The sequence below is a fragment of the Salinarimonas sp. NSM genome (genome assembly GCF_052380005.1).
GTDB lineage: Bacteria > Pseudomonadota > Alphaproteobacteria > Rhizobiales > Beijerinckiaceae > Salinarimonas.
Map to the genome: position 1 here is coordinate 161,495 of NZ_JBQTCJ010000001.1, position 24,378 is coordinate 185,872.

Genomic DNA, 24,378 nt, shown 5'->3' on the forward strand with positions numbered 1-24,378 from the left:
TTTCTCGGGCTCGGGCATCGTCCGCGCCGAGCGCAGGCCGCTCTGGGGCGACCCGACGCGAGGACGCGAGACGCTAGAGGGCACCGTGTACCGCGTCGTTCGCATTGGTGTTGAGGTTGTACTTCATGATGCGCCCGTGGCGGCCGTCGCGGTCGCTCTCCAGCCCGTAGACGGGACCGGCGGGGCCTCGCGCCCGCGCGAGCACCGCGTCGATCGCCCGGAGATCGCCTTCGTCGAGGGAAAAGCCGAAGACCTCCAGCGTGCGGGGCAGATGGCGGGCGTAGCGTGCGCCGACGATCGCGGCGGCGACGCCCGGCTGGTCGAGCACCCAGCGGGTCGCCACCGACGCGATCGACACCCCGTGGCGATCGGCGATCGCGCGCAGCGTGGCGAGCAGCTCCTGGAACATGTCCCAGGGACCGAACTCGTCGATGATCAGGCGATACTTGACGAGCGAGCGGTTCTCGTGCGCGAAGCCGGGGTCCGGACGGCCGAGCCAGGCGTCCGTCATGAAGCCGCCGGCGAGCGTGCCGTAGCACAGGAGCGCCACGTCGTGCGCCCGCGCCCAGTCCGCCAGCCCGCCCGCCGGGCGGCGGTCGAGCAGCGAGTACTGCACCTGCGCCGAGACGACGTCGACGCCCGCCGCGCGGAAGCGCGCGATCGGTCCGCTGTCCCAGTTGGTGACGCCGATCGCCCCGACCTTCCCCTTGCGGCGGCAGGCGTCCAGCACCGCGAGCGCCGCCTGCGGATCGCCGACGCCGAGGTCCCACCAGAAGAACTGGACGAGATGCAGCCGCTCGATGCGCAAGCGCGCCAGCGACCGGTCGACGATCGCCTCGATCTCGTGGGGGCGGATGTCGGCGAGCCGGCCGAGGTCGGGCACGAGCTTGGTGTGGACGACCACCCGGTCAGCCGCCTCCCGTCCGCGTCGGCGGCGCAGGTCGGCGATGAAGGCGCCGATCATCTCCTCCACGCCGCGATAGATGTCGGCGCAGTCGAACGTCGTGATCCCGGCGTCGAGGAAGGCCTCCATCTGCGCGACGGCCTCGGCGGGGTCGACCGGGCCGTGATCGCCGGCGAGCTGCCAGCCGCCCCTGATCACGCGGGACATCGCGTGCGCCCCCGCCAGCGGCGCGGTCTCGACATTGGGTGTCGTCATCGTTCCTCGTCCTCCTCGCGCCACCAGGCGACGCCCCGCGCCGCGGGCAGGCCCGTCGTCCCGGCGTGCGAGAACCAGCGCCGGCCCTCGCGGTGAATGCGGAACCGCCCGCCGCAATGCGGGTCGGGGCAGGCGATCTCGGCGTCGGTCGTCATCCAGTCGTGCGCGTCGGTCGCACGCTGCTTGGCCGGCAGGAGCGGGATCAGCGCCGCGAGCGCGTACATCGACACCGCCTGCCCCGGCTCGAAGACGAGCGTCTCGCCGACGACGCGGAAGCTCTCGCCCACGACGTGACGGCAGACCGGCGGGCGGTCCCCGAGCACGGTCTCGACGCGCAGGTCCCAGAGCCAGAACCCCGTCTCGTCCGCGCTCATGATCCGGCCCCCGCGGGCCCGGGGCGCAGCCCCAGCATCGCCCGGGCCCGCGCGGGCGTCGCGACGGGCCGCTCGTGGCGCTCGCAGAGCTCGACGACCCGCCGCACCAGCGCCGCGTTCGAGGGGGCGAGGGTCTCGCGGTCGAGGCGCACGTTGTCCTCGAGGCCGGTGCGGGCGTGCCCGCCCGCGGCGACGGCCCATGCGTTGAGCGTGATCTGGTGCGGACCGATCCCCGCCGCGCACCACTCGGCGTCCGGCGCGAGCCGCTCGACGGTGCGGACGTAGTAGTCGAACACGTCCTTGTCGGCGGGCATGGCGTTCTTCACGCCCATCACGAACTGGACGTAGAGGCTGCCCGGGATGCGGCCGTCGCGGCTCATCGCGACCGCCTGGTGGATGTGCGAGAGGTCGAAGGCCTCGACCTCCGGCTTGATCTCGTGGGTCCGCATCTCGGCGGCGAGCCAGTCGACGAGGTCCGGCGGGTTCTCGTAGACCCGGGTCGGAAAATTGTTCGAGCCGACCGAGAGCGAGGCCATGTCGGGGCGCAGGCCCAGCATGCCGCCGCGCGCCTCGCCCGCGCCCGAGCGCCCGCCGGTGGAGAACTGCACGATCATCCCCGGGCAATGCCGCTCGACGCCCTCCTTGAGGCGCGCGAACCTCTCGGGATCGGACGATGGCGTCTCGTCGTCGTTGCGCACGTGAGCGTGGACGATCGACGCGCCGGCCTCGAACGCCTCGTGGGTCGATTCCACCTGCTCGGAGACCGTGATCGGGACCGCCGGGTTGTCTCGCTTCCTCGGCAGCGAGCCGGTGATCGCGACGCAGATGATGCAGGGCTTCACCTGGAGGAGCTCCTTCGTTGCGTTCGCCCCGCCGGTGACGGCCGACGGCGCCCGGGCAGATATCTGCCATGAATCACGCGGGTTCGTGCGCACAAAAATTCGCAAAACCGCTCTTGCCGACTGCTCGCTTTCCGTGCCTCATCGGTGCGCCGCGAACCGTGGCACACGAATGAGGACGGGAGGCCGACCCATGAAACTGACCCCTGTGCGCTGCGCTCTCAGTATCGCCTGCATGGCGTTCGCCGCGATGTCCGGGCCTGCTTCCGCGCAGGAGACGCTCCGCTTCGCCCACTTCTCCGCCATCGACGACCCGAACCATGTCGCCGCACAGATGTTCGCCGATCGTATCGCCGAGGAGACCGGTGGGCGTTACGCGGTGGAGATCTTCGAGAACTCGCAGCTCGGCGGAGAGCTCGAGGTCGTCGAGGGTATCCAGCTCGGCACGATCGACGTGGCGCCGCCCTCCGCGGCCGTGCTCGCCAATCTCGTACCCGAGATGAACCTCCTGAACATGCCGTTCCTCTTCAGCGACTTCGACCACTACGAAGAGGTGCTGGACGGCCCCTTCTTCGAGGCGCTCGTCGACGTGGCCGCGCAGAGCGGCGTGCGTGTGCTCGGCGTGATGACGTCGGGGCCGCGGCACATCATGACGAAGTTCCCGGTGGAGAGCATGGCCGACCTCGCGGGCGCCAAGATCCGCACCGTGCAGAACCCCGTCCACGTCGCGACCTTCACCGCCTTCGGCGCGAACGCCACGGCGATCGCCTACCCGGAGGTCTACGGCGCGCTCCAGACCGGCGTCGTCGACGGTGGCGACGCGGCCAACACCAACTACTACACGGCCCGTTTCTACGAGGTGGCGCCCTACTGGGCCCAGGTGAGCTGGCTGTTCTACTCGAACCCGATCGTCATGTCGGAGGCCGCCTTCCAGGCCCTGTCGGACGAGGACAAGGCGATCTTCGAGCGGGTCGGCCGCGAGGTCGGCCGCGCCCAGATCGACGGCTGGAAGGAGAGCGACGCGCGCCTCCTCGACGAGCTGAAGGCGCAGGGCGTGACCGTCACGACGCCGCCGCGCGAGCCCTTCCAGGAGGCCGTCGACGGCGTCTACGCCGAGTTCCTGAAGAGCGACTTCGAGCGGACGTGGCTCGACGAGATCCGTGCGGCGCGCTGATCCGGCACGATCGTGAGCGTCGGATCGGTCGCCCTGCGCGCCCTCGGGGTGCTCCGTCGCGTGCTGCAGGCGGCGACCGTCGCCTGCCTCGCGATCATGGTTCTCGCGATCACGGTGCAGGTCGTCGGGCGCTACCTCCTGCCCTTCCCCATCGCGGATGCGGTGGAGATCTCCACCTTCGCGCAGGTTTGGCTCGTGCTCCTCGGCGCGGGCCTCGCCTGCCGCGCGGACGCCCTGTTCACGGTGGACCTCGTCGGCTCGCGGCTCTCGCCGGCGCTCGAGCGCGCACGCCGGCTCCTCGTCCTCCTCGCCGGATCGGTCTTCCTCGGCATGCTGATGTGGGGGAGCCTCGCGCTCCTCGAGCTCGGCGCCCGCCAGCGCGCGCCGACGCTGCAGATCGCCATGTGGTGGATCTACGTCTCGATCCCGATCGGCGTCGCCTACTTCTGGATCGAGCTGGCCGTGCGCTGCCTCGCGCCGGGTCTCGATCGCCGTGATCACGTCGACGGGGAGCATCCGCGATGATCGTCGTCGCCCTCGCCTTCCTCGTCCTGATGGCGCTCGGCGTGCCCATCGTGCTGGCCATCGGCTCGGTCGCGGCGCTGTACGTCCTCGTCTTCGTCGACGTGCCGATCGTGGTCGTCGCGCACCGTTTCTACACGGGCATCAACAATTTCACGCTCCTCGCGATCCCGTTCTTCGTCCTCTCGGGGCTGCTGATGGAGGCCGGCGGCCTGTCGCGGCGGATCGTCGACCTCGCCAGCGCGCTCGTCGGCTGGGTCCGTGGCGGGCTGCTCATGGTCGCGGTGGTCGCCTCGACGGCGCTCGCGGCGATGTCCGGCTCGGGCAGCGCCGACGCCGCCGCGGTCACGACGGTGCTGCAGGCGGAGCTGCGCAAGCGCAACTACGACATCGACTTCGCCGCGGCGCTCATCGCCGGCTCCGCGACGCTGGCGCAGATCATCCCGCCGAGCCTGATGCTCGTGATCATCGCGGTGCAGAACAACCTCTCGGTCGGAGCCCTCTTCCTCGCCGGCGTCGTGCCGGGGCTCCTCGCCTGCGTCCTCCTGCTGGTCGTGGCGTGGCGGCACGCGCGCGGCAAGCCGGAGCTGGCGGCGGTCGTGGAGCCGTTCTCCGCCGCCCGCGTCGGGACGACCTTCGTCGCCGCGATCCCGGCGATCGGCATGGCGGTGCTCATCCTCGGCGGCATCATCGGCGGGATCATGACGCCCACGGAGGCGGCCGGCACCGCCGTCGTCTACGCCATGGCCGTGGGCATGCTCGTCCATCGCGAGCTGAAGCCGCGGATGCTGCCGGCGATCTTCGTGCGCGCCGCGACGTTCTCCGCCGGCCTCCTGCTCCTCGTCGCCACCGCGAACATCCTCAACTGGCTCGCGGCGACGAGCGGCGACATCGACAGGCTCGCCGCCTGGATGGGGAGCGTGCTCACGACGAAGCTCGCGTTCCTCGTGGCGATCAACGTCGTGCTGATGCTGCTCGGCATGTTCGTGGAGGGCATCGCGCTCATCCTGCTCCTCGGGTCCGTGCTGACGACGCTCGGCGGCGCCTTCGGCATCGACCCGCACCAGATGGCGGTGATCATCGTCTTCAACTGCGCCATCGGCCTGATCACGCCGCCCTTCGGGGCGACGCTCTTCGTCACCGCCATGGTGGCCGGGCGCCCCTTCGTCGCCGTGGCCCGGCGCGCCTTCATGCCCTGGCTCGCACTCACGCTCGCGCTCGCGGCGCTGACCGCGTTCCCGACGCTGAGCCTCGGGCTGCCGCGCCTCGCCGGCTTCATCGACTGATTCGGCGCGGGGGCGCCGTGACGTCCTCCATCGTGGCGAGGGTCTACGCAGCAGACCGGCACGAGCGAGCCGCCCGGCGACGCCGTCCGCGACGGGTCGTCCAACGACGCAGCCTCGGTTGAGGGAGATCAACCGCAGCAGGGCGTCGCTGCGGCACGCTCGGGCTCGGCGCGCCGTCTCCGGCCGTTGCGGAGCGGGCGTGCGGCGAGAAGGAGGCTTCGGCGATGAGACGTCCCCTACCCACGAACCGCCGTGACGACGCACCACTGACGGCGCTTCAGCGCGACATGGAGCGGCTGATCGGCCGCGTCGGCCGCAGCCTGCCGGCGTTCTTCGGAGAGAGCGGATTCCCCGCGCTCGACGTCGCCGAGAAGGACGACGTGGTGACGATAACCGCGGAGCTCCCCGGCGTGCCGCGCGAGGCGGTCACGGTGGAGGCCGCGGACGGCGGGATCGTCATCCGTGGCGAGAAGAAGGACGAGCGCGAGGACGAGGACGAGACGCGCTGGCTGCTCGAGCGCAGCTACGGCGTATTCGTGCGCCGCGTACCGCTCTCCTTCGAGCCGGACCCGGGCGCGATCGAGGCGTCGTTCAAGGAGGGCGTCCTCACCGTGCGCGTGCCCAGGCCCGCCGAGGCGAAGGTCGCGCCGAAGACGGTCGAGATCCGCGCCGGCTGAGATCGCCCGCCGGGAACGGGAGGCGCTCCGCCCGGGGACCGGGCGGAGCGCCGTCTGCGACCGCTCATCCCACGAGGCAGCGGGGGCCGTGCATCCTCGTCGCGGGCCGCCTGTGCGACCTCTCGGTCGTTCCGCTCGTCTCGTGCTGCGGGTAGCGGCTCGGAATGTGCCGACGTCCTACGTATCTGCTCGACCCCTGGGGAACGGCATGCTGCTGCCGACCCTTCCGCTCCGAACGCAGTGCTCTCGTCGGAGACGGCTCATGGGTGGGGAACAGAAGATCCGGGCAGAGCGCGCGCCGTCGCCTGCCGTTCCGATCGATCGCTCTGCGGCCTTCGAAGGGCGGCCGCCGGAAATGTTCGCACCCGGACGGGTCCTGCTGTGGGCCGGCGAGCCCGCCGAGACCGTGTTTCGGATCGTGTCCGGTTTCGTCCGTCTGGAGCGCTACCTCCCGGACGGCCGTCGGCTCGTCGCGAGCTTCCCGGGGGCCGGCGACACGATCGGTCTATGCGCCCCGGACGTCTATCGCTTCACGGCGGTAGCGCTCACCCGCGTGCTCGTGCAGCGCACGACGCGGCGCGCGTTCTTCGCTGCCGCCCGGACGCCCGAAGCCCGCGCGGACCTCATCGACCGCCTCGCCGCCGAGAGCTGCGCGCTCAACGAGGAGCTCCTCGTCCTCCTCCACGAGCGGGCGGAGCAACGCCTCGCACATTTCCTGCTGAGCCTGGCGGAGCGCGCCTTCCGCCCGATACCCGCCGAGCCGGTGGTCCATCTTCCGATGTCGCGTGCGGATATCGCGGATCATCTCGGGCTGACCGTCGAGACGGTCTGTCGCAGCCTCTCGCGCATGAGGGCGCAGGGTGTCGTCGCCGTACCCGACCCCAGCCGGATCGTCATTCGCCGGCCGCAGCTCCTTCGAGCGCTCTGCCGTGAGAGCCCCGGCGAGAGCGCAGGCGCGGAACGCTGACGGGCGTACCGCGCCGGGCTCGCTCACGCATCGGCGAGCCGGCGCTTTGCACCTGCTCCGGCTCACTCGTCCGTGGGGAGCAGCGTTTCCCCACGCGGCTCCTGGATCGCAGTGAGGTAATGGACCAACTCCATTACCCGCGCACGCACGAAGGGCTCCGCACCCCGGCGCTCGTCGAGCGACCCGGAAGGCGCGATCTCGTCGCGATACCGTGCACCCCAGACCGGCATGGCGCGATCACCGTGGCCCTTCACCACCGCGCGCCCGTCGACGACCTGGAACGCCCTCAGCGTCGGGAACTCGCCTCCATTCCGTTCGGCGAGGCGCGTGAGGTCCGTGGGCTTCGGATCGAGATGGGCGGCGAGAGCACCGTCACCGTGCCCGCCGACGCCATGGCACGACGCACAGCTCGTCATGAATTCGGCACTGCCGACGATCTCCTCCTCGGCGCTCGCCGGGACGGAGAAGCCGAGGCCGAGGGCCAGCACGGCCGTGAGAACCGAGTTTCTGTTGCGCATGACTGCTCCTCCTCCGCCAGATGGAGGGGGGAGCATGCGGCAGTCCCGATGGCGTCCGTTGACAATTGTCAGGGAAGAGCACGCCACTCGGACGAAGGCCGGCGGGAAAGACACTCGCCGGCCGAAAGACCCCGTCCGTGACCGGTGAGCACTCCTCCGCGGGGCGTTTCCGCGAGGACGCGAGAAATCGAGGAGCAGAGCGAACGCGGCAGTCGTGGGAAGGCGCATCCCTTTCGACGAGCGATCTCTCGCCCCTCGCTCGAGCCGCGCCGACGGCACCATCCGCTTCGAGGGGCTCCGGCGGTCCCTGGTGTCGCGCCGGCCGCGCGCGGGTCGGAAGCGCCGGGCGCCGCCTCAATGTGACAGGAGCACGGGCATCGGCGCACGCGCGAGAAGATCGTGCGTGGCGCCGCCGAAAGCCCACTCTCGCAAGCGCATACGACCCCAGGCACCGACGACGATGAGATCGGCACCGGCTTCGACGGCCTCGAGCACGAGATCGTCGGCGACGGCGTCCCCGATCAGCGGTCGCGCCTTTCCGTGCGCGCGGATGCCGTGGCGCCCGCAGTGGCGGACGACGTCGTCCACGGCGACCCGGGTGGTCGGCAGGTCGACGCCCTCGGCGATGCCGACGACGTGAACCGCCTCTGCCGATCGAAGGAACGGCACGGCATCGAGAAGCGCGCGCCGGGCCTCGCGCGTATCTTTCCAGCCCAGCACGATGGTGCGCGCCGCGCAGACGCGGACGCCGGTCGGCACCACCAGGACCGGACGTCCCGCCGCCAGGACCGCGTCGCCGGGATCCAGCGCCGACCATCGTTCAGCGCGATTTGGCGACGGATCGCGCCCGACCACGACGAGGTCGGCCGCGCGACATTCGCGTGCGAGCGCTGCGATCGGGCGCTCGACGAAGCGCCGGAACGCGATGGTCACCCCTTCGAGGTCGTCGCGCATCCGAAACGCCTCCTCGGCACCGGCGAGATCGTCCCTGATCGCTCGGAGCGCAGCGTCGACGAACTCGCCGGCGAGCGCGACACCCCCGAAAGCGTCGGTCGGCGGGGGGCGTGGTGCTGCCGCGGCGAGCCCGACGAGCAGCGCGTCGAAGCGGCGAGCGAGGTCGGCGGCGAGCGCGACCCGCTCGTCCGCGCTCGTCGTCGCTTCGGCATGAACGAGTATGGACGCGTAGCTCATCGTGCGATCCCTCCGACGGATGTCCGTCATCTCGCCGCGTCCCGCCCGTCGAGACCCGGCCAGAGCGCACGCACCTCACTGGGCAGAGCATCGCGCACATTCTCGATCTGCCCCAGCGTGACGCGCCGGTTCACGACGCCGAAGACGGCACGGCACGCCTCGACGCGATCCACCGGGCGGATCGTCGAGAGGCCGGCGCCCACGTGCTCCAGGAAGGCGGCGGCGTTCCGCACGGGCTCGGGATCGCGCCGGACGTGCCAACGGTCGTAGTAGAGCCCGCGCACGAGGAGCGGCATCTGGGCGGCGAAGTGGACCGCGAGCTCGATCGGCAGGCGATCCCGCACGGCGTGCAGCACCGCCCCCAGGACGTGCCACGCGACCCGCCGATCGGGACCGAGCTCGGCGGTGATCTCGTCGAGCCAGACGTGCGTCGCGTGGACCGTGCGGTCGATCACGTCCAATTCCGTCGCGCTCATTCCGCTCTCCTCCGCTCGAGCCTGCCCTCACCGGTGCGGAGCCGCGACCGCGTGGAGCAGCTCGCCGCCGAGCTCGCGCGAGACGTGATGGGCGATGTCGCCGAGCGCGAGCATGCCGACGAGGCGTGCGTCCCTGTCGACCACCGGCATGCGCCTGATCTTCTTCTCCTCCATGACGTGGATCGCATCCTCGATGGATTGGTCGGCGCGGCAGGAGACGATGTCCGCCGTCATGACGTCCCGAGCCGTCAGCCGAGAGACGTCGCGGCCGTCGGCCAAGGCGCGGATCGCGAGATCGCGATCCGTTACGATCCCGACCACGCGATCCTTCTCGCGGACCGGCAAGGCGCCGATGTCCGATGTCTTCATGAGTGCCGCGATCGCCGCGACAGGCGTCTCCGGCGTGATCGTGTCGGCGCCTTCGTGCATCACACGTTCGATGTTCATGAGAGCCTCCCGATGTCCGTTCGAGGCAGCGTGGCGGTGTCCTCTCATCGGGCACCGGAGACCGGCGCCCGATAGATGCGTGCGAGCTCGATCCCGGCGAGGACGGCGACCGTGAGCCCCACGACGACATGCGTCCACAGGGCCGTGCTTCCTGCCGAAAACGCGAGGACGAACGGGCTCGCCGCCACCCAGAGCCCGACGGCGAGATTGATCCATTCCTCCCAATCCGCCGCCCGTTGGACCGCCATGAAGGCGAGGATCGTGATGGCGGCCCCGCACACCAGCGCGTTGGCGAAGGCGGGCGACATGTCGGCGTAGCCGAGCACCCACGGGGAGACGAACAGGGCGAGCCCGAGAAGCCCGGTCACGACATTGAGCGTCGTGTCCTCGGTGGCATTGGTGATGCTGCGCATAGGACCCTCCTCCCGCGGCATCCGAGCCACGCTCGGATCGACCGCCGCGGCGCGTGTCAGTATAGCGGGCCGCACCTGCCGCCGATTGACATCCGTCAACGAGGGGCGGCGGCGCCTGCTGCACGGCGATCGTCGCGAGCGCGGCCGCGCTCATGACGACGGTGCGAAGATCCGCTCGATCGCCGCGATCGGGTGCCCGACGAGATCGCGGTCGTCCTCGCCGACGAGACAGCGGCGGGTTTCCTCCGGAAGTCTGTCCCGAAGCGCGGCCAGGAAGCGCGGCGGGGCGACGACGACGACTGCTTTCGCACCGAGATCGCGCCGTGCCTCGTCGATCGCGAGAGCGAGCGCGCGGGCGAACGCGTTCTCGGCTCGATCGTGACGATCGACCTCCTGCATCGCGGCCCTGCGCGTTCCGAAGCGCGTGCGCCCCGGCGCGTCGGTTCCGAGCGCCCGCGCCGGCGGGTTCGCCGGGGCTTCGATGGCACGAAGGATCGACAGGCGCGGCGCGAGATGAACGCCGTCGTTGCGCAGGATGAGGCCCTTGCTCGCGTCCGCGACGAGGACGAGAGCACCGGCGGGGAGCGCGATGTCCGACATGGGGCGTCATCCCTTCTGGGCGTCATTCGGCGAACCATCGCCGAGTCGGGGGAGGCTCGCGCCTCGACCAGTCGCGTGCGGCATGGACCAGGCTCGCGAGACCGAAGCCGACCGCACCGGCGATGAGCAGCGAGACGACCGGGTGCTGCTCCATCGGAGCATGCGCGCGGCGTTCGAGATCGCGGATCGCGCGCTCGATGCGGTACGGCGGCGGCTCGCCGCGGATGGCGGCGGCGCCGCGCTCGTATGCGTCGCGGGCCGCCTCGGCCGCTTCGCGAGCAACCCGTTCGGCGACCTCGCGGGCATCGTCGGCCAGACGCTCGGCACGGTCAACGGCGGCATGAAGATCGACGTGGCTCATGATCGGAACTCCGATGCGAGCCACCATGCGGCTCGACGCGCATGTTCAGGTCGATCGCGGCGCGAGCGATTGAGAAGTGTCAACGGCGACGGCGGGTTTTTTCGAGTACCCGCTGCGCAGACGTCCTCGGGAGCGCAGGGGAATCCCCGAGGCGGCGTGGGTCGCGGCGCACATCGACGGCGGCGCGAGCCGCTGCAGGCTCAGGTGTCGGCCAGCGCCTCCATGGCGATGGCGAGATAGGTTCGCGTCAGAGGCCGCCACGCGCGAGCGCGGCGCCGTCGCCGGGACGAGAGATGCGCGAGGCATTGCCGCGCGCGCAGCAGCGCCCGCGCCGCCATGTAGAGCCGGACGAGCCGTGGGGATACTCTGTCTCCGAGCCGTGTCGTCACCGCCGCTTCGATCATCGGCCCGATCGCGGGCGCGCCCAGGCGTCGGCATTCGAGCCCGAGGTAGGCGATCTCGTCGAACGGATCGACGATGCGCAGGTCGTCCGAGAACTCGAGGCAGTCGAAGACGACGATCGGGTCGGTGAGGCAGACGTGCTCCGGGCGCAGGTCGCCGTGGCCGTCGACGAGGACGCCCCCGCGCGCGCGGGTCTCGAGCAGCGGCCGGTCCGCGGCGAGGCGCGCCTCCAGGCGCGCGAGCGCAAGGGCGAAAGGCGCGCGCTCGTCCGCGACGACCGGCTCGCGCAGCAGCGCCCGCGCCTCGGCGATATGCCTCGCATACCGCTCCAGGTACAGCGACGGCGAGGCCGGCGGGCGCTCCGCCGTGGCGTAGAAGGCCGCGAGCCGCTCGCCGAGCGCCGCGACCTCGCCGCTCGTCACGCGTCCGGCAGGGATCGTCCGGTCGAGCATGCGGCTCGCAGGCAGGCGGCGCATGACCACGAGCCAGTCGACCGCCTCGCCTTCGCCCCCGATCGCGAGCCCGCCGGGCCCGCGCGTCAGCGGGACGACGCCGAAATAGACACCCTCTGCGAGGCGCGCGTTGAGCGCCGCCTCTGCGCGGCAATTGGTCTCGCGCTTCGCGACGGACGAGAAATCGAAGACCGAGGAGATGAGCGGCTTCTTCAGCTTGAAGACCCGCGGCCCGGCCAGGAAGACGAAGGAGAGCGTCGTCTCGATCACGTCCACGCGCGACGGCCGGTGCGCATACGCTCCCGGGCGCGAGAGGAAGCGCGCCTTCGCGGAGAGCGGCGGGTCGTCGGCGGCCACCGTAGGCGCCGAGCGTGGGAGCGAGGCGAGAGGCATGAGCGCGGACGATCCGAGGCGGGAGAGGGCGGCGCGCCAGCGTGCCGGAGAAGCGCTCGTGTCGGGTTGCGAAATGTCAACCGGGGGCCGCGTCGGCGGGCGGATCGTCCCCTGCCACGCTGGCCGCTCATCGAGCCCACCGCTCTTCCTCGGAGCGGGACGCCATGCCCGTGCATCGTTCCGAAGCACGAGATGCCCACCGCGTCCAGCACGCGGTCGGGTCATCGACACGAAGGAGGAAACCTGGTGCTGCCGGAGAGGATTGAACTCTCGACCTCTCCCTTACCAAGGGAGTGCTCTACCACTGAGCTACGGCAGCGAACGCGGGGCACGCGCCCCGAAAGGGGCGTGGCGGCGTCGAGGGGTGCATAGAGGATCGGGGGCGGGGACGCAAGGGGCGAAGAAGGGCGATGAAAGGCGGCGAGGAAGGGGCGCGCAGCCATCCCGCGGAACGGCTGCGCGCCGCGTTCATTCCGCCGCCTGCGCCCGCATCTCGAAGGGCAGGCCCAGCGCCGTCCAGACCTCGACGAGCGCGTCGCGCAGGTGCCGGATGTCGGCCTCGGCGTGGAGCGGGGTCGGCGTGATCCGCAGCCGCTCGGTGCCACGCGGCACGGTGGGGTAGTTGATCGGCTGGATGTAGATGCCGTGGCGCTCGAGCAGCCGGTCGGAGGCCGCCTTGCAGGCCTCCGCGTCGCGCACCATCACCGGCACGATGTGGGTGGGCGTCGGCATCACCGGCAGGCCGGCCTCGACGAGCACCGCCTTGGTGCGCGCCGCCTGGCGCTGCTGGCCCTCGCGCTCCGTCCGCGACTGCTTGAGGTGGCGCACGGAGGCCGCGGCCGCGGCGCAGATCGCCGGGGGCAGCGCGGTGGTGAAGATGAAGCCCTGCGCATAGGAGCGCACCGCGTCGATCACGGCGCCGCGCCCGGCGATGTAGCCGCCGAGCACGCCGTAGGCCTTGCCGAGCGTGCCCTCGATCACGTCGACGCGGTTCATCACCCCGTCGCGCTCGGCGATGCCGGCGCCGCGGGGGCCGTACATGCCCACCGCGTGCACCTCGTCGAGATAGGTCATGGCGCCGTACCGCTCCGCCAGGTCGCAGACGCGGCCGATCGGGGCGACGTCGCCGTCCATCGAGTAGACGCTCTCGAAGACGATCAGCTTCGGGCGGTCGCCGGCCTCGCGCAGCAGCGCCTCGAGATGGGCGAGGTCGTTGTGGCGCCAGATCTTCTTCTCGCAGCCGGAGCCGCGCACGCCCTCGATCATCGAGTTGTGGTTGAGCGCGTCCGACAGGATCAGGCAATTGGGGATCAGCTTGGCGATCGTGGCGATGCCGGTCTGGTTCGAGACGTAGCCCGAGGTGAAGACGAGGGCCGCCTCCTTGCCGTGCAGGTCGGCGAGCTCGCGCTCGAGCCCGACGATCGGGTGGCTCGTGCCGGAGATGTTGCGGGTGCCGCCGGCGCCCGTGCCGCAGCGGCGCGCGGTGTCCGCCATCGCGGCGATAACGTCCGGGTGCTGGCCCATGCCGAGATAGTCGTTGGAGCACCACACGGTGATCTCGCGCGGGCCGCCGGGCGCGCCGTGCCAGGTCGCGCGCGGGAAGCGGCCGGCGATGCGCTCGAGGTCCGCGAAGACGCGGTAGCGCCGCTCGGTCTTCAGGGAGGCGACGGCGCTCTCGAAATAGTGCGTGTAGTCCATGATCTCACCGGGGGACGAACGGACGCGGGGGATGCGAGCCGGCACGATTGAGCCTCGTTTCTCGGCTATCTGCCTTGACGTTGATCAAACCGTCCAGGGCTAATATAGCCGCAGGACACGGGGATCCAGGGCGGGTGCGGCGCCGTGGCAGGGGTTGCGACGGTCTTCCGCGGCCCGAGCCGACCGCGCCGCCCGCCGACGGAGGACGAGCATGGCCGACGACGAGCGCGCCGCGCGCCTCAGGGCGGCGCTGCGCGAGAACCTCAAGCGCCGCAAGGCGCAGAGCCGCGCCCGCGCCGCCGGCGAGACCGTGCGGGACGACGCCGTCGCGCCGGCTCCGGCGGAGCGGGAGCCCGACCCGGACCCGCGGTCCGAAAATTGACACGGTCGTGTTACCTTTCCTTCAACCATGAGCCCCAGAATCATCGGTGCGCGACCGCGCACCCGCACGTGGGAAGAGACAATCGATGGATCGTATCGTGATCACGGGCGGCGCCCCGCTCACCGGCGTCCTGCCGATCTCCGGCGCGAAGAACGCCGCGCTGCCCCTGATGATCGCGAGCCTGCTGACGGGTGACACGCTCGAGCTCGCCAACGTCCCGCGGCTCGCCGACGTTCAGCTCCTCCTGCGCATCCTGGGCCATCATGGCGTCGACCACACGGTGGTGGGCCGCCGCCCCGGCGAGTCCGCCGAGACCGGGCAGACGCTGCGGCTGTGCGCCTCCACGATCATCGATACGACGGCGCCCTACGAGCTCGTCTCGCGCATGCGCGCCTCGTTCTGGGTCATCGCGCCGCTCGTCGCGCGCTTCGGCGAGGCGCGGGTGTCGCTGCCCGGCGGCTGCGCCATCGGCACGCGGCCGGTGGACCTCCTGATCCTCGCGCTCGAGCGGCTGGGCGCCCATATCGAGATCGAGGCGGGCTACGTCGTGGCACGCACGCCGAAGGGCCTCAAGGGCGCCGAGATCGCCTTCCCTAAGGTGACGGTGTCGGGCACCCACGTCGCCATGATGGCGGCCGTCCTCGCCAACGGGACGACGGTGATCGAGAACGCCGCGCGCGAGCCCGAGATCGTCGACGTCGCCGATTGCCTGAACAAGATGGGCGCCAAGGTCTCCGGAGCCGGCACGCCGACGATCGTGATCGAGGGCGTGCCGCGGCTGGGCGGCGCGCGCCACGAGGTGCTGCCGGACCGCATCGAGACCGGTACCTACGCCATGGCGGTGGCGATGGCGGGCGGCGACGTGCTGCTCGAGAACGCCCGCGCGCCGCTGCTCCAGAGCGCGCTCGACACGCTCGTCCGGGCCGGCGTGACGATCGAGCCGACGAACGCGGGCATCCGCGTCACCCGCAACGGCGCCGGGCTCTCCCCCGTCGACGTGACGACGGAGCCCTTCCCCGGCTTCCCGACGGACCTTCAGGCGCAGCTGATGGCGCTGATGAGCCGCGCCAAGGGCACCTCGCGCATCCGCGAGACCATCTTCGAGAACCGCTTCATGCACGTCCAGGAGCTCGCCCGGCTCGGCGCGAAGATCCGGCTCGACGGCGACCTCGCGACGATCGAGGGCGTCGAGCGCCTGCGCGGCGCGCCGGTGATGGCGACCGACCTGCGCGCCTCCGTCTCCCTCGTCATCGCCGGCCTCGCCGCCGAGGGCGAGACCACGATCAACCGCGTCTACCACCTCGACCGCGGCTTCGAGGCGCTGGAGGCGAAGCTGACGCGCTGCGGGGCGCAGGTGGAGCGGGTGCGGGGGTGATCAGAGGATCCGGGTCGATCGGCGCTTGTCAATATGGCGGGACCAATTGAAGATGGCGCGTGGGTAGCCTGCTGACCAGGGGCGGGGGATGCGTGTCAGGACATTGATCCGCGAGCGAAAAGAACCGGTGTCGGACACGGGTTGGAGCGCGACAGACCTGCCCCCGAAGCACTCGGCAGTCTACGCACGAACGAAGCCGATGCGAGCGGGTTGGCAGTGGAGATCGGTTCGAGCGCGATCCGTAGATCGAGACTTCGTGCTCTTGTCGGAGTGCAATCCTCGCCGGGGCAACTTCAAGGCTTCACTTATCCTGATCGATGGACAAGGCGCATCGGTGGTGTGCCGTTTCGAGTACCACAGTGACCATCCTGGCGTTCACGCGCACGCCGATTGTCTGCGAAGCGGCGTCGAGACCGGGCCGACGAGCTTTGGTGGATTGGAACGTTTTCCCCCGGGCGGCCATAGGCACAGACGAACGAGCGCATGGACTCTCACGTCCTTCTGGCGGGCAGCGCGAGCTTTTTTCAGAATGCACGACGGACAGCAGGGGAGCTTGGACCTCGATGCACCCTGAAGAACTTCAAGAGATGCTCTGCAAAACCTTTTGCACGGGCTTCACAGTTACGCCGACCGCATCCGGCTTTGCTGTGGGCTCGACGTTTGCTGACGATTCTGGCGATCGTATCGGCTTCTTTCTGTCCTTCGATGAAGATCTTGCCTCCTTGGAGGACGACGGTTCTTATCTTTCGCACCTCGTCGCCAGCGACATCGCCATCGACCAAGGGACGAGAGGTCAACTGCTTGATTCGATCCTCGACGGCTGCGGTGCCTACTGGGATAGAGAAACCTATGAAATTCGGACGCTTCCATTTCCGGCAGATCAGGTGGGTGAGAGATGCGTGGGTTTTCTGTCCGGCCTCATTAGGGTGCGCGATCTGGAGCTTCTGACCAGAAATTTCGTTCGATCGACATTCCGCGAGGATGCACTCATCGCTGTTAAGGAACTGATGGGACATGCAGCCAACATCGATCAAAACGTGTCAGTTAACGATGAACTTCATGATTTTCCTGCAGATATCGTGATCAGGCCGAACGCCTCGCTTGCTCAATCGAGCGTCGGAGCAGTGTACCTCGTCAGTTCCAACGAAAAGTTGAATGAGGCGCTTCTTCTACGCCTGGAATTGATGCGGCTCGAACGCAACGATCTGGAGGTCATTGCTCTCCTGGAAAATCAGAACCCGAAAATTATCAGCTCTCGACATTACCAGCGGGCTCAAAACAGAGGTGTCGTGATGCCGATTTTTCGAATGGACGAACGCGAATCCATAGAACTTATGCGACGTAGCCTTCGGATTCCAAAGAAGAGCAGCCTTTGATTTGTATCGCCCCCATGCGCCCCCTCCTTCTCGGCCTCCTCCTCACCGTCGCCCTCTTCGCCCTCTTCGCCTACGCCGGCCCGCTGTTCTTCCTCGACGGGACCGAGGCCTTCCAGGCGAACTTCGTCGCCGGCGGCGTGCTCGGGCTCGGGATCGGCCTCGCGACCCCATGGATCTCCGGGCGTCCGCGCACGCGGGCCGTGCGCGCGGCGGCCTTGATCCTCACGCCTCTCCTGCTCGTCATGGCGGCGGTGACGTCGCACTTCGCGGTCTTCTTCCCCGCCCTCGATCCGGCCCTCGACAAGGTCTTCGGCTCGTGGATGCTGTGGGTGGCGGGCTTCGCGCTGATCGGCGCGCTCGCCATCGAGACGAGAAACGGACGGGGAGAGACGTCATGACCACGATCGCCTTCATCGGGCTCGGCAACATGGGCGCGCCGATGGCCGGAAACCTCGTGAGGGCCGGGCACGCCGTCGTCGGGTTCGATCTTTCGCCGGCGGCGCAGGAGGCGGCGCGTGCCGCCGGCGCCGCGGTCGCGGCGAGCGCCGAGGAGGCGGTGGCGCAGGCCGAGGTCGTGGTGACGATGCTGCCCGCGGGGCGTCACGTGAAGGTGGTCTGGGAGGCGATCCTCCCGGCCTGCGCGGAAGGAGCGCTCCTCGTCGACTGCTCGACGATCGACGTCGACAGCGCGCGCGCCGCGCACGCGCTGGCGCAGGCGCAGGGCTGCCTCTCGCTCGACGCGCCGGTCTCGGGCGGCGTCGGCGGGGCGAGCGCGGGGACGCTCACCTTCATGGCCGGCGGCTCGGACGACGCGTTCGCGCGGGCGAAGCCGGTGCTGGAGGCGATGGGGAAGAAGGTCGTCCATTGCGGCGGGCCGGGCGCGGGCCAGGCGGCGAAGATCTGCAACAACATGATCCTCGGCATCTCGATGATCGGCGTCGCCGAGGCCTTCGCGCTCGGCGAGAAGCTCGGGCTCTCGCACCAGGCGCTGTTCGACGTCGCCTCGACCTCCTCGGGGCAATGCTGGTCGCTGACGACCTACTGCCCGGTACCGGGGCCGGTCCCGACCTCGCCGGCGAACAAGGGCTATGCGCCGGGTTTCGCCGCAGACCTGATGCTCAAGGACCTGCGCCTCGCCCAGGCCGCCGCGAACGCGGCCGGCGCCGCGACGCCGCTCGGCGCCGAGGCGGCACAGCTCTACGCGCTGTTCGCCGGCCAGGGGAACGGCGGGCGCGACTTCTCTGCCATCGTCGAGTGGCTGCGCGGCATGGGCGATCGCGGGTGAGGCGATCGCGGGTGAGGCGGTCGCGGGTGAGGCGGTCGCGGGTGAGGCGATCGCAGCTGAGGCGATCGCGGGTGAGGCGGTCGCGGGCGGCACCATCGGGGCTCGCCCGTCTTGAGACCGCGGCCGCGACCGCCTAGATCGAGGTGCCGAAGCGTCGCCGCAGCACGCCCTGGAGCCCCGCCCATGCCCGTCGTCCATCTCGCCGACCGCGCCGTCATCGAGGTCTCGGGGCCGCAGGCCGCGCCCTTCCTCGACGGGCTCGTGACCTGCGACATCGACGAGCGGGCGGACGGGCCGCCGCTCTTCGGGGCGCTGCTGACGCCCCAGGGCAAGATCCTGTTCGACTTCGTCATCCACCGCGTCGCCGGCGCAGAGGGGCCGACGCTGCTCCTCGACGCGCCGGCAGCGCAGGCGGCGGATCTGGCCAAGCGGCTCGGCTTCTACAAGCTGCGCGCCAAGGTCGCGATCGCCGACCGCTCGGCGGAGCGCGCGGTGCTCGCCGGCTGGGACACGCCGCCGCCTGCGGGCGAGGGCGTCGCCGCCGGCCCCGACCCGCGCCTGCCCGCGCTCGGCTGGCGCGCGATCGTCCCCGCCGCGGACGCGGCGGCGCTGGAGGATGCGACCGAGGACGCCTTCCACGCCCGGCGCATCGCGCTCGGCGTGCCGGAGGGCGGGCGCGACTTCGCCTTCGGCGAGACCTTCCCGCACGAGGCGCTGATGGACCAGCTCGCCGGCGTCGACTTCGCCAAGGGCTGCTACGTCGGCCAGGAGGTCGTGTCGCGCATGCAGCACCGCGGCACGGCGCGCACCCGCATCCTGCCGGCGCGCTATGCGGACGGCGTCGCCCCCGCGTCGGGAACGGAGATTCTCGCCGGGGAGCGCACGATCGGCACGACGGGAAGCACGGCCGCTGGTCGCGGGCTCGTGATGGTGCGCCTCGACCGCGCCGCCGACGCCGTCGCCGCCGGCACGCCGCTGACCGCGGGCGGGCATGGGCTCACGCTGGAGCGGCCGGGCTTCGTCTCCTTCGAGACGCCGGGAGTCGTGGCGGCCGGTGGCGAGCCGGCCACTTAACGAATCCTTGACGGATCTACGCCAATCCTCTTGATCTCTCCCCGCGTCGCGTTTCCGGAGACCCGCACCCATGCCCGCACGCCCGCTCGCGCTCCTCGCCGCGACCGCCCTCTCGGCGGCCGTCGTCGGCCTCGCCGCCACGCCCGCCTCCGCGCTGGAGTTCCTGCGCGGGGACTGGACGGTGACGATCGGCGCGCGCGGGGCCGCCGTGCCGGTGTTCGAGGGCTCGGACGAGATGCGATTTCGGCCGTTGCCGATCTTCTCCGTGCGCCGCGCCGGCACGCGCTCCACCTGGAAGGCCCCAGACGACGGGCTGCGGCTCGGCCTCCTCCAGCACGACCGCCTGCGCATCGGCGTCTCCGGCGGCTTCCGCGGCGCGCGCGACGAGGACCAGTCGAACGACCTGCGCGGGCTCGGCGACGTCGAGTGGGCGGGCGAGATCGGCGTCTTCGCCGAGATCTGGGCCTCGGACGTGCTGCGCCTGTCGGTCGACGTGCGCCGCGGCTTCAACGGCCACGACGGCGTGCTCGCCGATCTCGGCGTCGACTGGGTGGCGCGCCCTGAGCCCGCCTGGACACTCTCGGTCGGCCCGCGCGTGCGGCTCGCGAGCGACGACTACATGGACACCTATTTCGGCGTGACGCCGGTCCAGTCCGCCCGCTCCGGCCTGCCGGTCTACGACCCCGACGCGGGCCTTCGCTCGATCGGGCTCCTCGGCTCGGCCCAGGTGGCGCTCACCCAGTCCTGGACGGCGATGGGCTACGCCCGCTACGATCGCCTGATGGGCGACGTCGCGGACGCGCCGCTGGTGCGCTTCCGCGGCTCGCGCGACCAGTTCGGGGCCGGCATCGGCCTGTCCTACTCCTTCGACGTGTCGCCCTTCGGGCCGCGCTCGTGAACGCCGACGGCTCGCTCGTCCGGCACGCGGACGGGCACGACCGCTGCTGGTGGCCGGGCACCGACCCGCTCTACGTCGCCTACCACGACGGCGAATGGGGCGTGCCGGAATACGACGACCGGGCGCTGTTCGAGAAGCTGATCCTCGACGGCTTCCAGGCGGGCCTGTCGTGGATCACCATCCTGAGGAAGCGCCCGCGCTTCCGCGAGGCCTTCGACGGCTTCGCGCCCGCGGCGATCGCGCGATGGGACGAAGCCAAGGTCGCCGCCTTGATGGCGGACACCGGCATCGTGCGCAACCGCGCCAAGATCGAGGCGACGATCCGCGGCGCCCGGGCCTGGCTCGCGATCCAGGAGCGCGGCTCCTTCTCCACCTTCCTGTGGGACTTCGTCGACGGGCGCCCCGTGCAGCCCAACCTGCGCACGCGCTCGGGAGCCCCCACGCAGACGCCCGCGGCGGAGCGGATGTCGAAGGCGCTCAAGGCCGAAGGCTTCGGCTTCTGCGGCCCCACCATCGTCTACGCCTTCATGCAGGCGACCGGCATGACCAACGACCACCTCGTCGGCTGCTGCCGCCACGCGGCCTGCGCGGCGCTCGCGCAGGCGCGCTGAGGCGCCGAGACGATGGCACGCAAGGAGGCCGCCCCGCGCGCCTGGCAGCGCATGCTGTCGGGCCGGCGCCTCGACCTGCTCGACCCCTCGCCGCTGGACATCGAGCTCGACGACATCGCCCACGGCCTCGCCCGCGTGGCGCGGTGGAACGGGCAGACCCGCGGCGGCCGCATCTTCTCGGTGGCGCAGCACTCGCTCCTCGTCGAGGACGTGGCGCGGCGCCTCGCGCCGGACGCGCGCGACGACGAGCGCCTCGGCGTGCTCCTGCACGACGCGCCGGAATACGTCATCGGCGACATGATCTCGCCCTTCAAGGCGGTGATCGGCGACGTCTACAAGGAGGTCGAGGCCAGGCTCCTGGCGGCGATCCGCCTGCGCTTCGGCCTGAGGGCGATCCCGTCGCAGGCGCTCGTCAAGCTCACCAAGCGCGCCGACCGCACCGCCGCCTACCTCGAGGCGACGCGGCTCGCCGGCTTCTCCGACGCGGAGGCCCGCGCCTTCTTCGGCACGCCCGAGGGCGCGCCGAAGGACGTCGCCGGATGGCTCGAGCCCTGGCCGGCGAGCGAGGCGCAGGCGCGGTTCGCCGCCCGCTGCGCGGAGCTGGCGGAGCGGTGCGCGTAGCCCGCGACGGCACCGCCGAGCCCCGACATCAATTCGAGCGCAGCAGCCGCTCGAAATAGTCGAGCTCCTCGCGCGGGCGGGTCGGGTCGCCGAGCTTGTCGCGCAGCTCCTCCATGATGCGCCGGGCACGCTGGGCGGCGCTCTCGCCGGCCTCGGGGACGCGCACGTCGCCGTCGGAGAAGTCGCGACCGCGGGTGGGGCGGCCGAGCGGGTCGTCCGCCCTGGCGTCGGCGCGGCCGCGCTGGCCGGGGCGGCCCGGCTGGCCGGCCTGCTCGCCCTGGCCCTCGCCCATCATCTCCTGCATCTGCTGGGCCATGCCCTGCATGCCGCGCTGGAGCCCCTCGAGCGCCCGGCCCTGGTCCTCGACCGCCTGGCCCTGGTCGCCCTCGCCGAGCGCGCCCTCGGCGTCGCGCATCGCCTGCTCCGCGTCCGAGAGACCCTGCTCGCCCTCCATGCCGAGCTCGCGCATCGACCGCTGGAGATCCTGCAGCCGCTCGCGCAGCGCCTGCTGGCGCTCGGACAGCGAGCCGCCCTGCTGCCCCTGCTGCCCTTGCTGCCCCTGCTGGCCTTGCTGACCCTGCTGGCCCTGCTGCCCTTGCTGACCCTCCTGGCCCTCCTGGAACGTCTCGTCCCGCAGCTCGCTCTGGCCGCGCATGAGCTCGTCGAGCTCGTTCATCTGGCGGTCCATCTCGCGCGCCATCGGGTCCGACATGCGGCTGTCGGGGCGGGCGGTCTGGAGGTTGCGCATGATGTCCCGCAGCTGGTTCATCAGCTGCTCCGCGCGCGCCATGTCGCCCTCGCGCATGGCTTCCTCGAGCGCCTCCATCATCCGGTCGAGGTCCTGGCGCGAGAGCGTCTGCGTGTCGGCGTCGGGCGGCAGGTCCGCCTGCTCGCGGTTCTGCTCCTCGCGCATCATCTGCTCGGCGAGCTCGCGCAGCATGCGATCCATCGCCTCGCGCAGCTCCGCCATCAGCTGGTCGATCTCGTCCTGCGGCGCGCCGCGCTCCATCGCCTCCTCGAGCCGCTCGGCGGCGGCGAGCGCGTCGCGCTGGGCCTGGCTCAGGTCGCCGTCCTCGATCTGGACCGCCATCTCCCACAGCCAGTCCGCGAGGGCGACGAGGTCGGCGTCGTCCTCGGCCTCCCGCAGGCGGCTCGCCGCCGCGCGCAGGCCGAGGAAGACGCCCCATTCCGGCGTGAAGCGCGCGGGCTCGATCAGGAGCGCGTCGAGCGCGACCCGGACCCGGCGGCGATCGTCCGGGGCGAAGACGAGGTTGCGGCGCTGCTCGACGAGGGCCCGCGCCAGCGGGTCGAAGAACGGGCGCTGCGGCAGGGTCACGGACAGCGTCTCGCTGCGCCCCTCCTGGCCGGCGTCGTCGGTGGCGACGAGGGCGAGGTCGATGCGCGCGCCGGCCCAGTAGTGCTCCGAGAGGTCGATCTCCTCGGCCACCGGGTCGTCCGCGTCCGTCGCGGGCACGGGGAGGTCGAGGGTCGGCGGCGGCACCAGCGTGCGCCCGCCAGAGACGCCGTCGCCGCGCCGCACGTCGCCGACGACGCGGGCGATGCCGTAGTCGTCGGCGCCTTCGTAGCGCAGCGTCATCACGCCCCGCTGCCCCGGCTCCGGCGGTCCGGCGAGGCGGATCGTCGGAGGCGTGTCGGGGATCGCCTCGAGCGAGAGGATTCCGTCGGGCACGAGGCCCGTGCGCACCGACAGCTCGCCGTCCCCGTCGAGCCGGAAGCGGCTCTCGACGATCGCGGGTGCGGCGATCGCGGCGCCGGCGGCCGCCTCGCGGGCGGCCACGGGCGTGCGGGCCGGCGTGTCGTCCTCGATCGAGGCGAGTCCGCCCACCGCCTCGATCTGCGCGTCCGCGCGCCCGGCGACACGCACCACGACCCGCGAGCCCACCGGCACGCGCATATGGGCGCCACCTGAGGCGAGGTCGATCATCAGCGGCGGACGGCGCGTATAGAGCGGCGGGTCGATCCAGCCGTCGATCCGGTAGTCCGGCGCCGCGGGCACGGGCGCGCGCCAGTCGAAGGCCGCGCCGACCCGCGCGCCGATCTCGGGGCCCGCGACGAAGGCGCTCGCGGCCAGCACGAGCACGCCCGCCCCGCGCAGGGCGTAGCGGTCGCGCCGCGCCATCCCCGGCCGCGGCGCGCCGGCCTTGAGCGCGCCGAGCGCGCGCTCGGCGCGGGCGCGGTGCAGCGTCCACAGCGCCCGCGAGCCCGCGTCGCCGGCGCCGACGGCGATCTGGTCCTCGAAGGTCGAGGCGGGACGGTGGGGAAGGCCCGATTCGCGATCGAGGCGCGCCAGCGCCGCGGCGCGCCCGATCCGCCCGCCGGGCAGGAGGAGCCGTGCCAGCGGCACGAGCGAGACCAGGAAGGCCAGCGCGAACAGGCCGGCGCCGGCCATCCGCCAGGTCGGCGGCACGCCGACCCACAGGCCGAGCCAGGACACGGAGAGGAAGGCGATGGCGACCGCGAGCGGCGCCCACAGCGCCGGCCAGGCCCGCTCCCACAGGAGCGCGAGGCTGGCGCGGCGCACGAGACGGTCGAGCCGCGCGCGGGGATCGGCGGGATCGCGGTCGGCGCTGGCGCGGGAGAGGAGGCCGGCGAGGACCCCGCTGGGCCGCGCCTCGCCGGACCCGCGCGCGCGCCGGGGAGGCGCTTCGGCCGCGTGCTCCGAGACGGGCCTCTTGCTGAGCCGGACCGGCTCGCGCTCGTCGCTCATGCGCACCTCGTTCCCGCGCGCGCCGCTCGGGCGCGCGTCACCCCCGCGGCAAGGAGCTTAGGCCGGCATCGGTCCCGCG

27 protein-coding genes and 1 tRNA gene are annotated in these 24,378 nt (G+C 71.4%); 14 read left to right on the plus strand and 14 right to left on the minus strand.

The annotated features are described in order from the left end of the window. Positions 1–73 precede the first annotated feature (73 nt). The 3 genes from ACTZWW_RS00805 to ACTZWW_RS00815 are packed head-to-tail and all read right to left on the minus strand — an operon-like array spanning position 74 to position 2,375. Positions 74–1,159, minus strand: coding sequence for an aldo/keto reductase (locus ACTZWW_RS00805; RefSeq protein WP_444779020.1), 1,086 nt, complete (start codon positions 1,157–1,159; stop codon positions 74–76). Further along, positions 1,156–1,533, minus strand: coding sequence for a TIGR04076 family protein (locus tag ACTZWW_RS00810; RefSeq protein ID WP_444779021.1), 378 nt, complete (start codon positions 1,531–1,533; stop codon positions 1,156–1,158). Before ACTZWW_RS00810 ends, ACTZWW_RS00805 begins: the two co-directional genes overlap by 4 nt. Continuing rightward, positions 1,530–2,375, minus strand: a complete 846-nt coding sequence (locus ACTZWW_RS00815; protein ID WP_444779022.1) for a 3-keto-5-aminohexanoate cleavage protein — start codon at positions 2,373–2,375, stop codon at positions 1,530–1,532. The genes ACTZWW_RS00810 and ACTZWW_RS00815 overlap by 4 nt, the downstream gene beginning before the upstream one ends. A 190-nt stretch (positions 2,376–2,565) precedes the next feature. On the opposite strand from ACTZWW_RS00815, the gene ACTZWW_RS00820 reads away from it, so the two are divergent. The 5 genes from ACTZWW_RS00820 (at position 2,566) to ACTZWW_RS00840 (ending at position 6,998) form a co-directional block, all read left to right on the plus strand. Continuing rightward, complete coding sequence (locus tag ACTZWW_RS00820; protein ID WP_444779023.1) at positions 2,566–3,546, plus strand: TRAP transporter substrate-binding protein; 981 nt, start codon at positions 2,566–2,568, stop codon at positions 3,544–3,546. Between the two features lie 12 nt (positions 3,547–3,558). Beyond that, positions 3,559–4,071 carry a TRAP transporter small permease gene (locus tag ACTZWW_RS00825; protein ID WP_444779024.1) on the plus strand — a complete coding sequence of 171 codons (513 nt, stop codon included), beginning with the start codon at positions 3,559–3,561 and terminating at the stop codon, positions 4,069–4,071. Next, on the plus strand, positions 4,068–5,354 hold the full coding sequence (locus ACTZWW_RS00830) for a TRAP transporter large permease (RefSeq protein ID WP_444779025.1): 1,287 nt from the start codon (positions 4,068–4,070) through the stop codon (positions 5,352–5,354). The genes ACTZWW_RS00825 and ACTZWW_RS00830 overlap by 4 nt, the downstream gene beginning before the upstream one ends. A 224-nt stretch (positions 5,355–5,578) precedes the next feature. Then, positions 5,579–6,031, plus strand: coding sequence for an Hsp20/alpha crystallin family protein (locus tag ACTZWW_RS00835; RefSeq protein WP_444779026.1), 453 nt, complete (start codon positions 5,579–5,581; stop codon positions 6,029–6,031). Positions 6,032–6,386: 355 nt separating this feature from the next. Further along, entirely contained in the window at positions 6,387–6,998 is a 612-nt protein-coding gene (locus ACTZWW_RS00840) for a helix-turn-helix domain-containing protein (RefSeq protein ID WP_444779027.1), read from the plus strand. Positions 6,999–7,060: 62 nt separating this feature from the next. Here ACTZWW_RS00840 and ACTZWW_RS00845 read toward each other — a convergent pair whose 3' ends face one another. The 10 genes from ACTZWW_RS00845 to hemA all read right to left on the minus strand — a co-directional run bounded on the left by ACTZWW_RS00845 (position 7,061) and on the right by hemA (position 13,949). After that, entirely contained in the window at positions 7,061–7,516 is a 456-nt protein-coding gene (locus ACTZWW_RS00845) for a c-type cytochrome (protein WP_444779028.1), read from the minus strand. A 354-nt stretch (positions 7,517–7,870) separates the two neighbouring features. Beyond that, entirely contained in the window at positions 7,871–8,470 is a 600-nt protein-coding gene (locus ACTZWW_RS00850) for a universal stress protein (protein ID WP_444779029.1), read from the minus strand. 263 nt (positions 8,471–8,733) lie between these two features. Continuing rightward, positions 8,734–9,183, minus strand: coding sequence for a DUF2267 domain-containing protein (locus tag ACTZWW_RS00855; protein WP_444779030.1), 450 nt, complete (start codon positions 9,181–9,183; stop codon positions 8,734–8,736). A gap of 27 nt (positions 9,184–9,210) precedes the next feature. Then, positions 9,211–9,630, minus strand: coding sequence for a CBS domain-containing protein (locus tag ACTZWW_RS00860; protein WP_444779031.1), 420 nt, complete (start codon positions 9,628–9,630; stop codon positions 9,211–9,213). Positions 9,631–9,674: 44 nt separating this feature from the next. Beyond that, positions 9,675–10,043 (minus strand): SPW repeat protein, encoded by a 369-nt coding sequence (locus ACTZWW_RS00865; protein WP_444779032.1) that lies wholly within the window; start codon positions 10,041–10,043, stop codon positions 9,675–9,677. Positions 10,044–10,193: 150 nt separating this feature from the next. After that, the gene (locus ACTZWW_RS00870) at positions 10,194–10,643 is read right to left on the minus strand and encodes a host attachment protein (RefSeq protein ID WP_444779033.1); all 450 of its coding nucleotides are present in this window, start codon (positions 10,641–10,643) and stop codon (positions 10,194–10,196) included. Positions 10,644–10,665: 22 nt separating this feature from the next. Next, entirely contained in the window at positions 10,666–11,004 is a 339-nt protein-coding gene (locus ACTZWW_RS00875) for a hypothetical protein (RefSeq protein ID WP_444779034.1), read from the minus strand. A 200-nt stretch (positions 11,005–11,204) separates the two neighbouring features. Continuing rightward, positions 11,205–12,215 (minus strand): hypothetical protein, encoded by a 1,011-nt coding sequence (locus tag ACTZWW_RS00880; protein ID WP_444779035.1) that lies wholly within the window; start codon positions 12,213–12,215, stop codon positions 11,205–11,207. Between the two features lie 280 nt (positions 12,216–12,495). Continuing rightward, positions 12,496–12,570: transfer RNA gene (locus ACTZWW_RS00885), tRNA-Thr, on the minus strand. A gap of 149 nt (positions 12,571–12,719) precedes the next feature. After that, positions 12,720–13,949, minus strand: a complete 1,230-nt coding sequence (gene hemA, locus ACTZWW_RS00890) for a 5-aminolevulinate synthase (protein WP_444779036.1) — start codon at positions 13,947–13,949, stop codon at positions 12,720–12,722. Between the two features lie 211 nt (positions 13,950–14,160). On the opposite strand from hemA, the gene ACTZWW_RS00895 reads away from it, so the two are divergent. From ACTZWW_RS00895 to ACTZWW_RS00935, 9 genes are all read left to right on the plus strand, one after another. Continuing rightward, positions 14,161–14,331, plus strand: coding sequence for a hypothetical protein (locus ACTZWW_RS00895; RefSeq protein ID WP_444779037.1), 171 nt, complete (start codon positions 14,161–14,163; stop codon positions 14,329–14,331). Between the two features lie 85 nt (positions 14,332–14,416). Beyond that, on the plus strand, positions 14,417–15,706 hold the full coding sequence (gene murA, locus ACTZWW_RS00900; protein ID WP_444779038.1) for a UDP-N-acetylglucosamine 1-carboxyvinyltransferase: 1,290 nt from the start codon (positions 14,417–14,419) through the stop codon (positions 15,704–15,706). 359 nt (positions 15,707–16,065) lie between these two features. Further along, entirely contained in the window at positions 16,066–17,082 is a 1,017-nt protein-coding gene (locus ACTZWW_RS00905) for a DUF1828 domain-containing protein (RefSeq protein ID WP_444779039.1), read from the plus strand. 14 nt (positions 17,083–17,096) lie between these two features. Then, complete coding sequence (locus tag ACTZWW_RS00910; protein ID WP_444779040.1) at positions 17,097–17,480, plus strand: DUF5367 family protein; 384 nt, start codon at positions 17,097–17,099, stop codon at positions 17,478–17,480. Then, the gene (mmsB, locus tag ACTZWW_RS00915) at positions 17,477–18,367 is read left to right on the plus strand and encodes a 3-hydroxyisobutyrate dehydrogenase (protein WP_444779041.1); all 891 of its coding nucleotides are present in this window, start codon (positions 17,477–17,479) and stop codon (positions 18,365–18,367) included. The genes ACTZWW_RS00910 and mmsB overlap by 4 nt, the downstream gene beginning before the upstream one ends. Positions 18,368–18,550: 183 nt before the next feature. Continuing rightward, complete coding sequence (ygfZ, locus tag ACTZWW_RS00920) at positions 18,551–19,441, plus strand: CAF17-like 4Fe-4S cluster assembly/insertion protein YgfZ (RefSeq protein ID WP_444779042.1); 891 nt, start codon at positions 18,551–18,553, stop codon at positions 19,439–19,441. 70 nt (positions 19,442–19,511) lie between these two features. Next, positions 19,512–20,339: a MipA/OmpV family protein gene (locus ACTZWW_RS00925; protein ID WP_444779043.1), complete on the plus strand. Its 828-nt coding sequence runs from the start codon at positions 19,512–19,514 to the stop codon at positions 20,337–20,339. Continuing rightward, positions 20,336–20,950, plus strand: a complete 615-nt coding sequence (locus tag ACTZWW_RS00930; protein WP_444779044.1) for a DNA-3-methyladenine glycosylase I — start codon at positions 20,336–20,338, stop codon at positions 20,948–20,950. Before ACTZWW_RS00925 ends, ACTZWW_RS00930 begins: the two co-directional genes overlap by 4 nt. 12 nt (positions 20,951–20,962) lie before the next feature. Continuing rightward, positions 20,963–21,571 (plus strand): HD domain-containing protein, encoded by a 609-nt coding sequence (locus ACTZWW_RS00935; RefSeq protein ID WP_444779045.1) that lies wholly within the window; start codon positions 20,963–20,965, stop codon positions 21,569–21,571. Between the two features lie 28 nt (positions 21,572–21,599). Here the strand turns inward: ACTZWW_RS00935 and ACTZWW_RS00940 are convergent, their stop codons facing one another. Further along, the gene (locus ACTZWW_RS00940; protein ID WP_444779046.1) at positions 21,600–24,299 is read right to left on the minus strand and encodes a TIGR02302 family protein; all 2,700 of its coding nucleotides are present in this window, start codon (positions 24,297–24,299) and stop codon (positions 21,600–21,602) included. Positions 24,300–24,378: the final 79 nt, after the last annotated feature.

What these genes read in the sequence shown, in the direction of transcription:
- ACTZWW_RS00935 (WP_444779045.1), top strand. Translation starts at nt 20,963, where the DNA reads ATGGCACGCAAGGAGGCCGCCCCGCGCGCCTGGCAGCGCATGCTGTCG.
- ACTZWW_RS00810 (WP_444779021.1), bottom strand. Translation starts at nt 1,533, where the DNA reads ATGAGCGCGGACGAGACGGGGTTCTGGCTCTGGGACCTGCGCGTCGAG.
- ACTZWW_RS00855 (WP_444779030.1), bottom strand. Translation starts at nt 9,183, where the DNA reads ATGAGCGCGACGGAATTGGACGTGATCGACCGCACGGTCCACGCGACG.
- ACTZWW_RS00850 (WP_444779029.1), bottom strand. Translation starts at nt 8,470, where the DNA reads ATGCGCGACGACCTCGAAGGGGTGACCATCGCGTTCCGGCGCTTCGTC.
- ACTZWW_RS00865 (WP_444779032.1), bottom strand. Translation starts at nt 10,043, where the DNA reads ATGCGCAGCATCACCAATGCCACCGAGGACACGACGCTCAATGTCGTG.
- ACTZWW_RS00910 (WP_444779040.1), top strand. Translation starts at nt 17,097, where the DNA reads ATGCGCCCCCTCCTTCTCGGCCTCCTCCTCACCGTCGCCCTCTTCGCC.
- ACTZWW_RS00895 (WP_444779037.1), top strand. Translation starts at nt 14,161, where the DNA reads ATGGCCGACGACGAGCGCGCCGCGCGCCTCAGGGCGGCGCTGCGCGAG.
- ACTZWW_RS00840 (WP_444779027.1), top strand. Translation starts at nt 6,387, where the DNA reads ATGTTCGCACCCGGACGGGTCCTGCTGTGGGCCGGCGAGCCCGCCGAG.
- ACTZWW_RS00860 (WP_444779031.1), bottom strand. Translation starts at nt 9,630, where the DNA reads ATGAACATCGAACGTGTGATGCACGAAGGCGCCGACACGATCACGCCG.
- ygfZ (WP_444779042.1), top strand. Translation starts at nt 18,551, where the DNA reads ATGCCCGTCGTCCATCTCGCCGACCGCGCCGTCATCGAGGTCTCGGGG.
- ACTZWW_RS00940 (WP_444779046.1), bottom strand. Translation starts at nt 24,299, where the DNA reads ATGAGCGACGAGCGCGAGCCGGTCCGGCTCAGCAAGAGGCCCGTCTCG.
- hemA (WP_444779036.1), bottom strand. Translation starts at nt 13,949, where the DNA reads ATGGACTACACGCACTATTTCGAGAGCGCCGTCGCCTCCCTGAAGACC.
- ACTZWW_RS00830 (WP_444779025.1), top strand. Translation starts at nt 4,068, where the DNA reads ATGATCGTCGTCGCCCTCGCCTTCCTCGTCCTGATGGCGCTCGGCGTG.
- ACTZWW_RS00925 (WP_444779043.1), top strand. Translation starts at nt 19,512, where the DNA reads ATGCCCGCACGCCCGCTCGCGCTCCTCGCCGCGACCGCCCTCTCGGCG.
- ACTZWW_RS00845 (WP_444779028.1), bottom strand. Translation starts at nt 7,516, where the DNA reads ATGCGCAACAGAAACTCGGTTCTCACGGCCGTGCTGGCCCTCGGCCTC.
- murA (WP_444779038.1), top strand. Translation starts at nt 14,417, where the DNA reads ATGGATCGTATCGTGATCACGGGCGGCGCCCCGCTCACCGGCGTCCTG.
- ACTZWW_RS00870 (WP_444779033.1), bottom strand. Translation starts at nt 10,643, where the DNA reads ATGTCGGACATCGCGCTCCCCGCCGGTGCTCTCGTCCTCGTCGCGGAC.
- ACTZWW_RS00805 (WP_444779020.1), bottom strand. Translation starts at nt 1,159, where the DNA reads ATGACGACACCCAATGTCGAGACCGCGCCGCTGGCGGGGGCGCACGCG.
- ACTZWW_RS00835 (WP_444779026.1), top strand. Translation starts at nt 5,579, where the DNA reads ATGAGACGTCCCCTACCCACGAACCGCCGTGACGACGCACCACTGACG.
- mmsB (WP_444779041.1), top strand. Translation starts at nt 17,477, where the DNA reads ATGACCACGATCGCCTTCATCGGGCTCGGCAACATGGGCGCGCCGATG.
- ACTZWW_RS00875 (WP_444779034.1), bottom strand. Translation starts at nt 11,004, where the DNA reads ATGAGCCACGTCGATCTTCATGCCGCCGTTGACCGTGCCGAGCGTCTG.
- ACTZWW_RS00820 (WP_444779023.1), top strand. Translation starts at nt 2,566, where the DNA reads ATGAAACTGACCCCTGTGCGCTGCGCTCTCAGTATCGCCTGCATGGCG.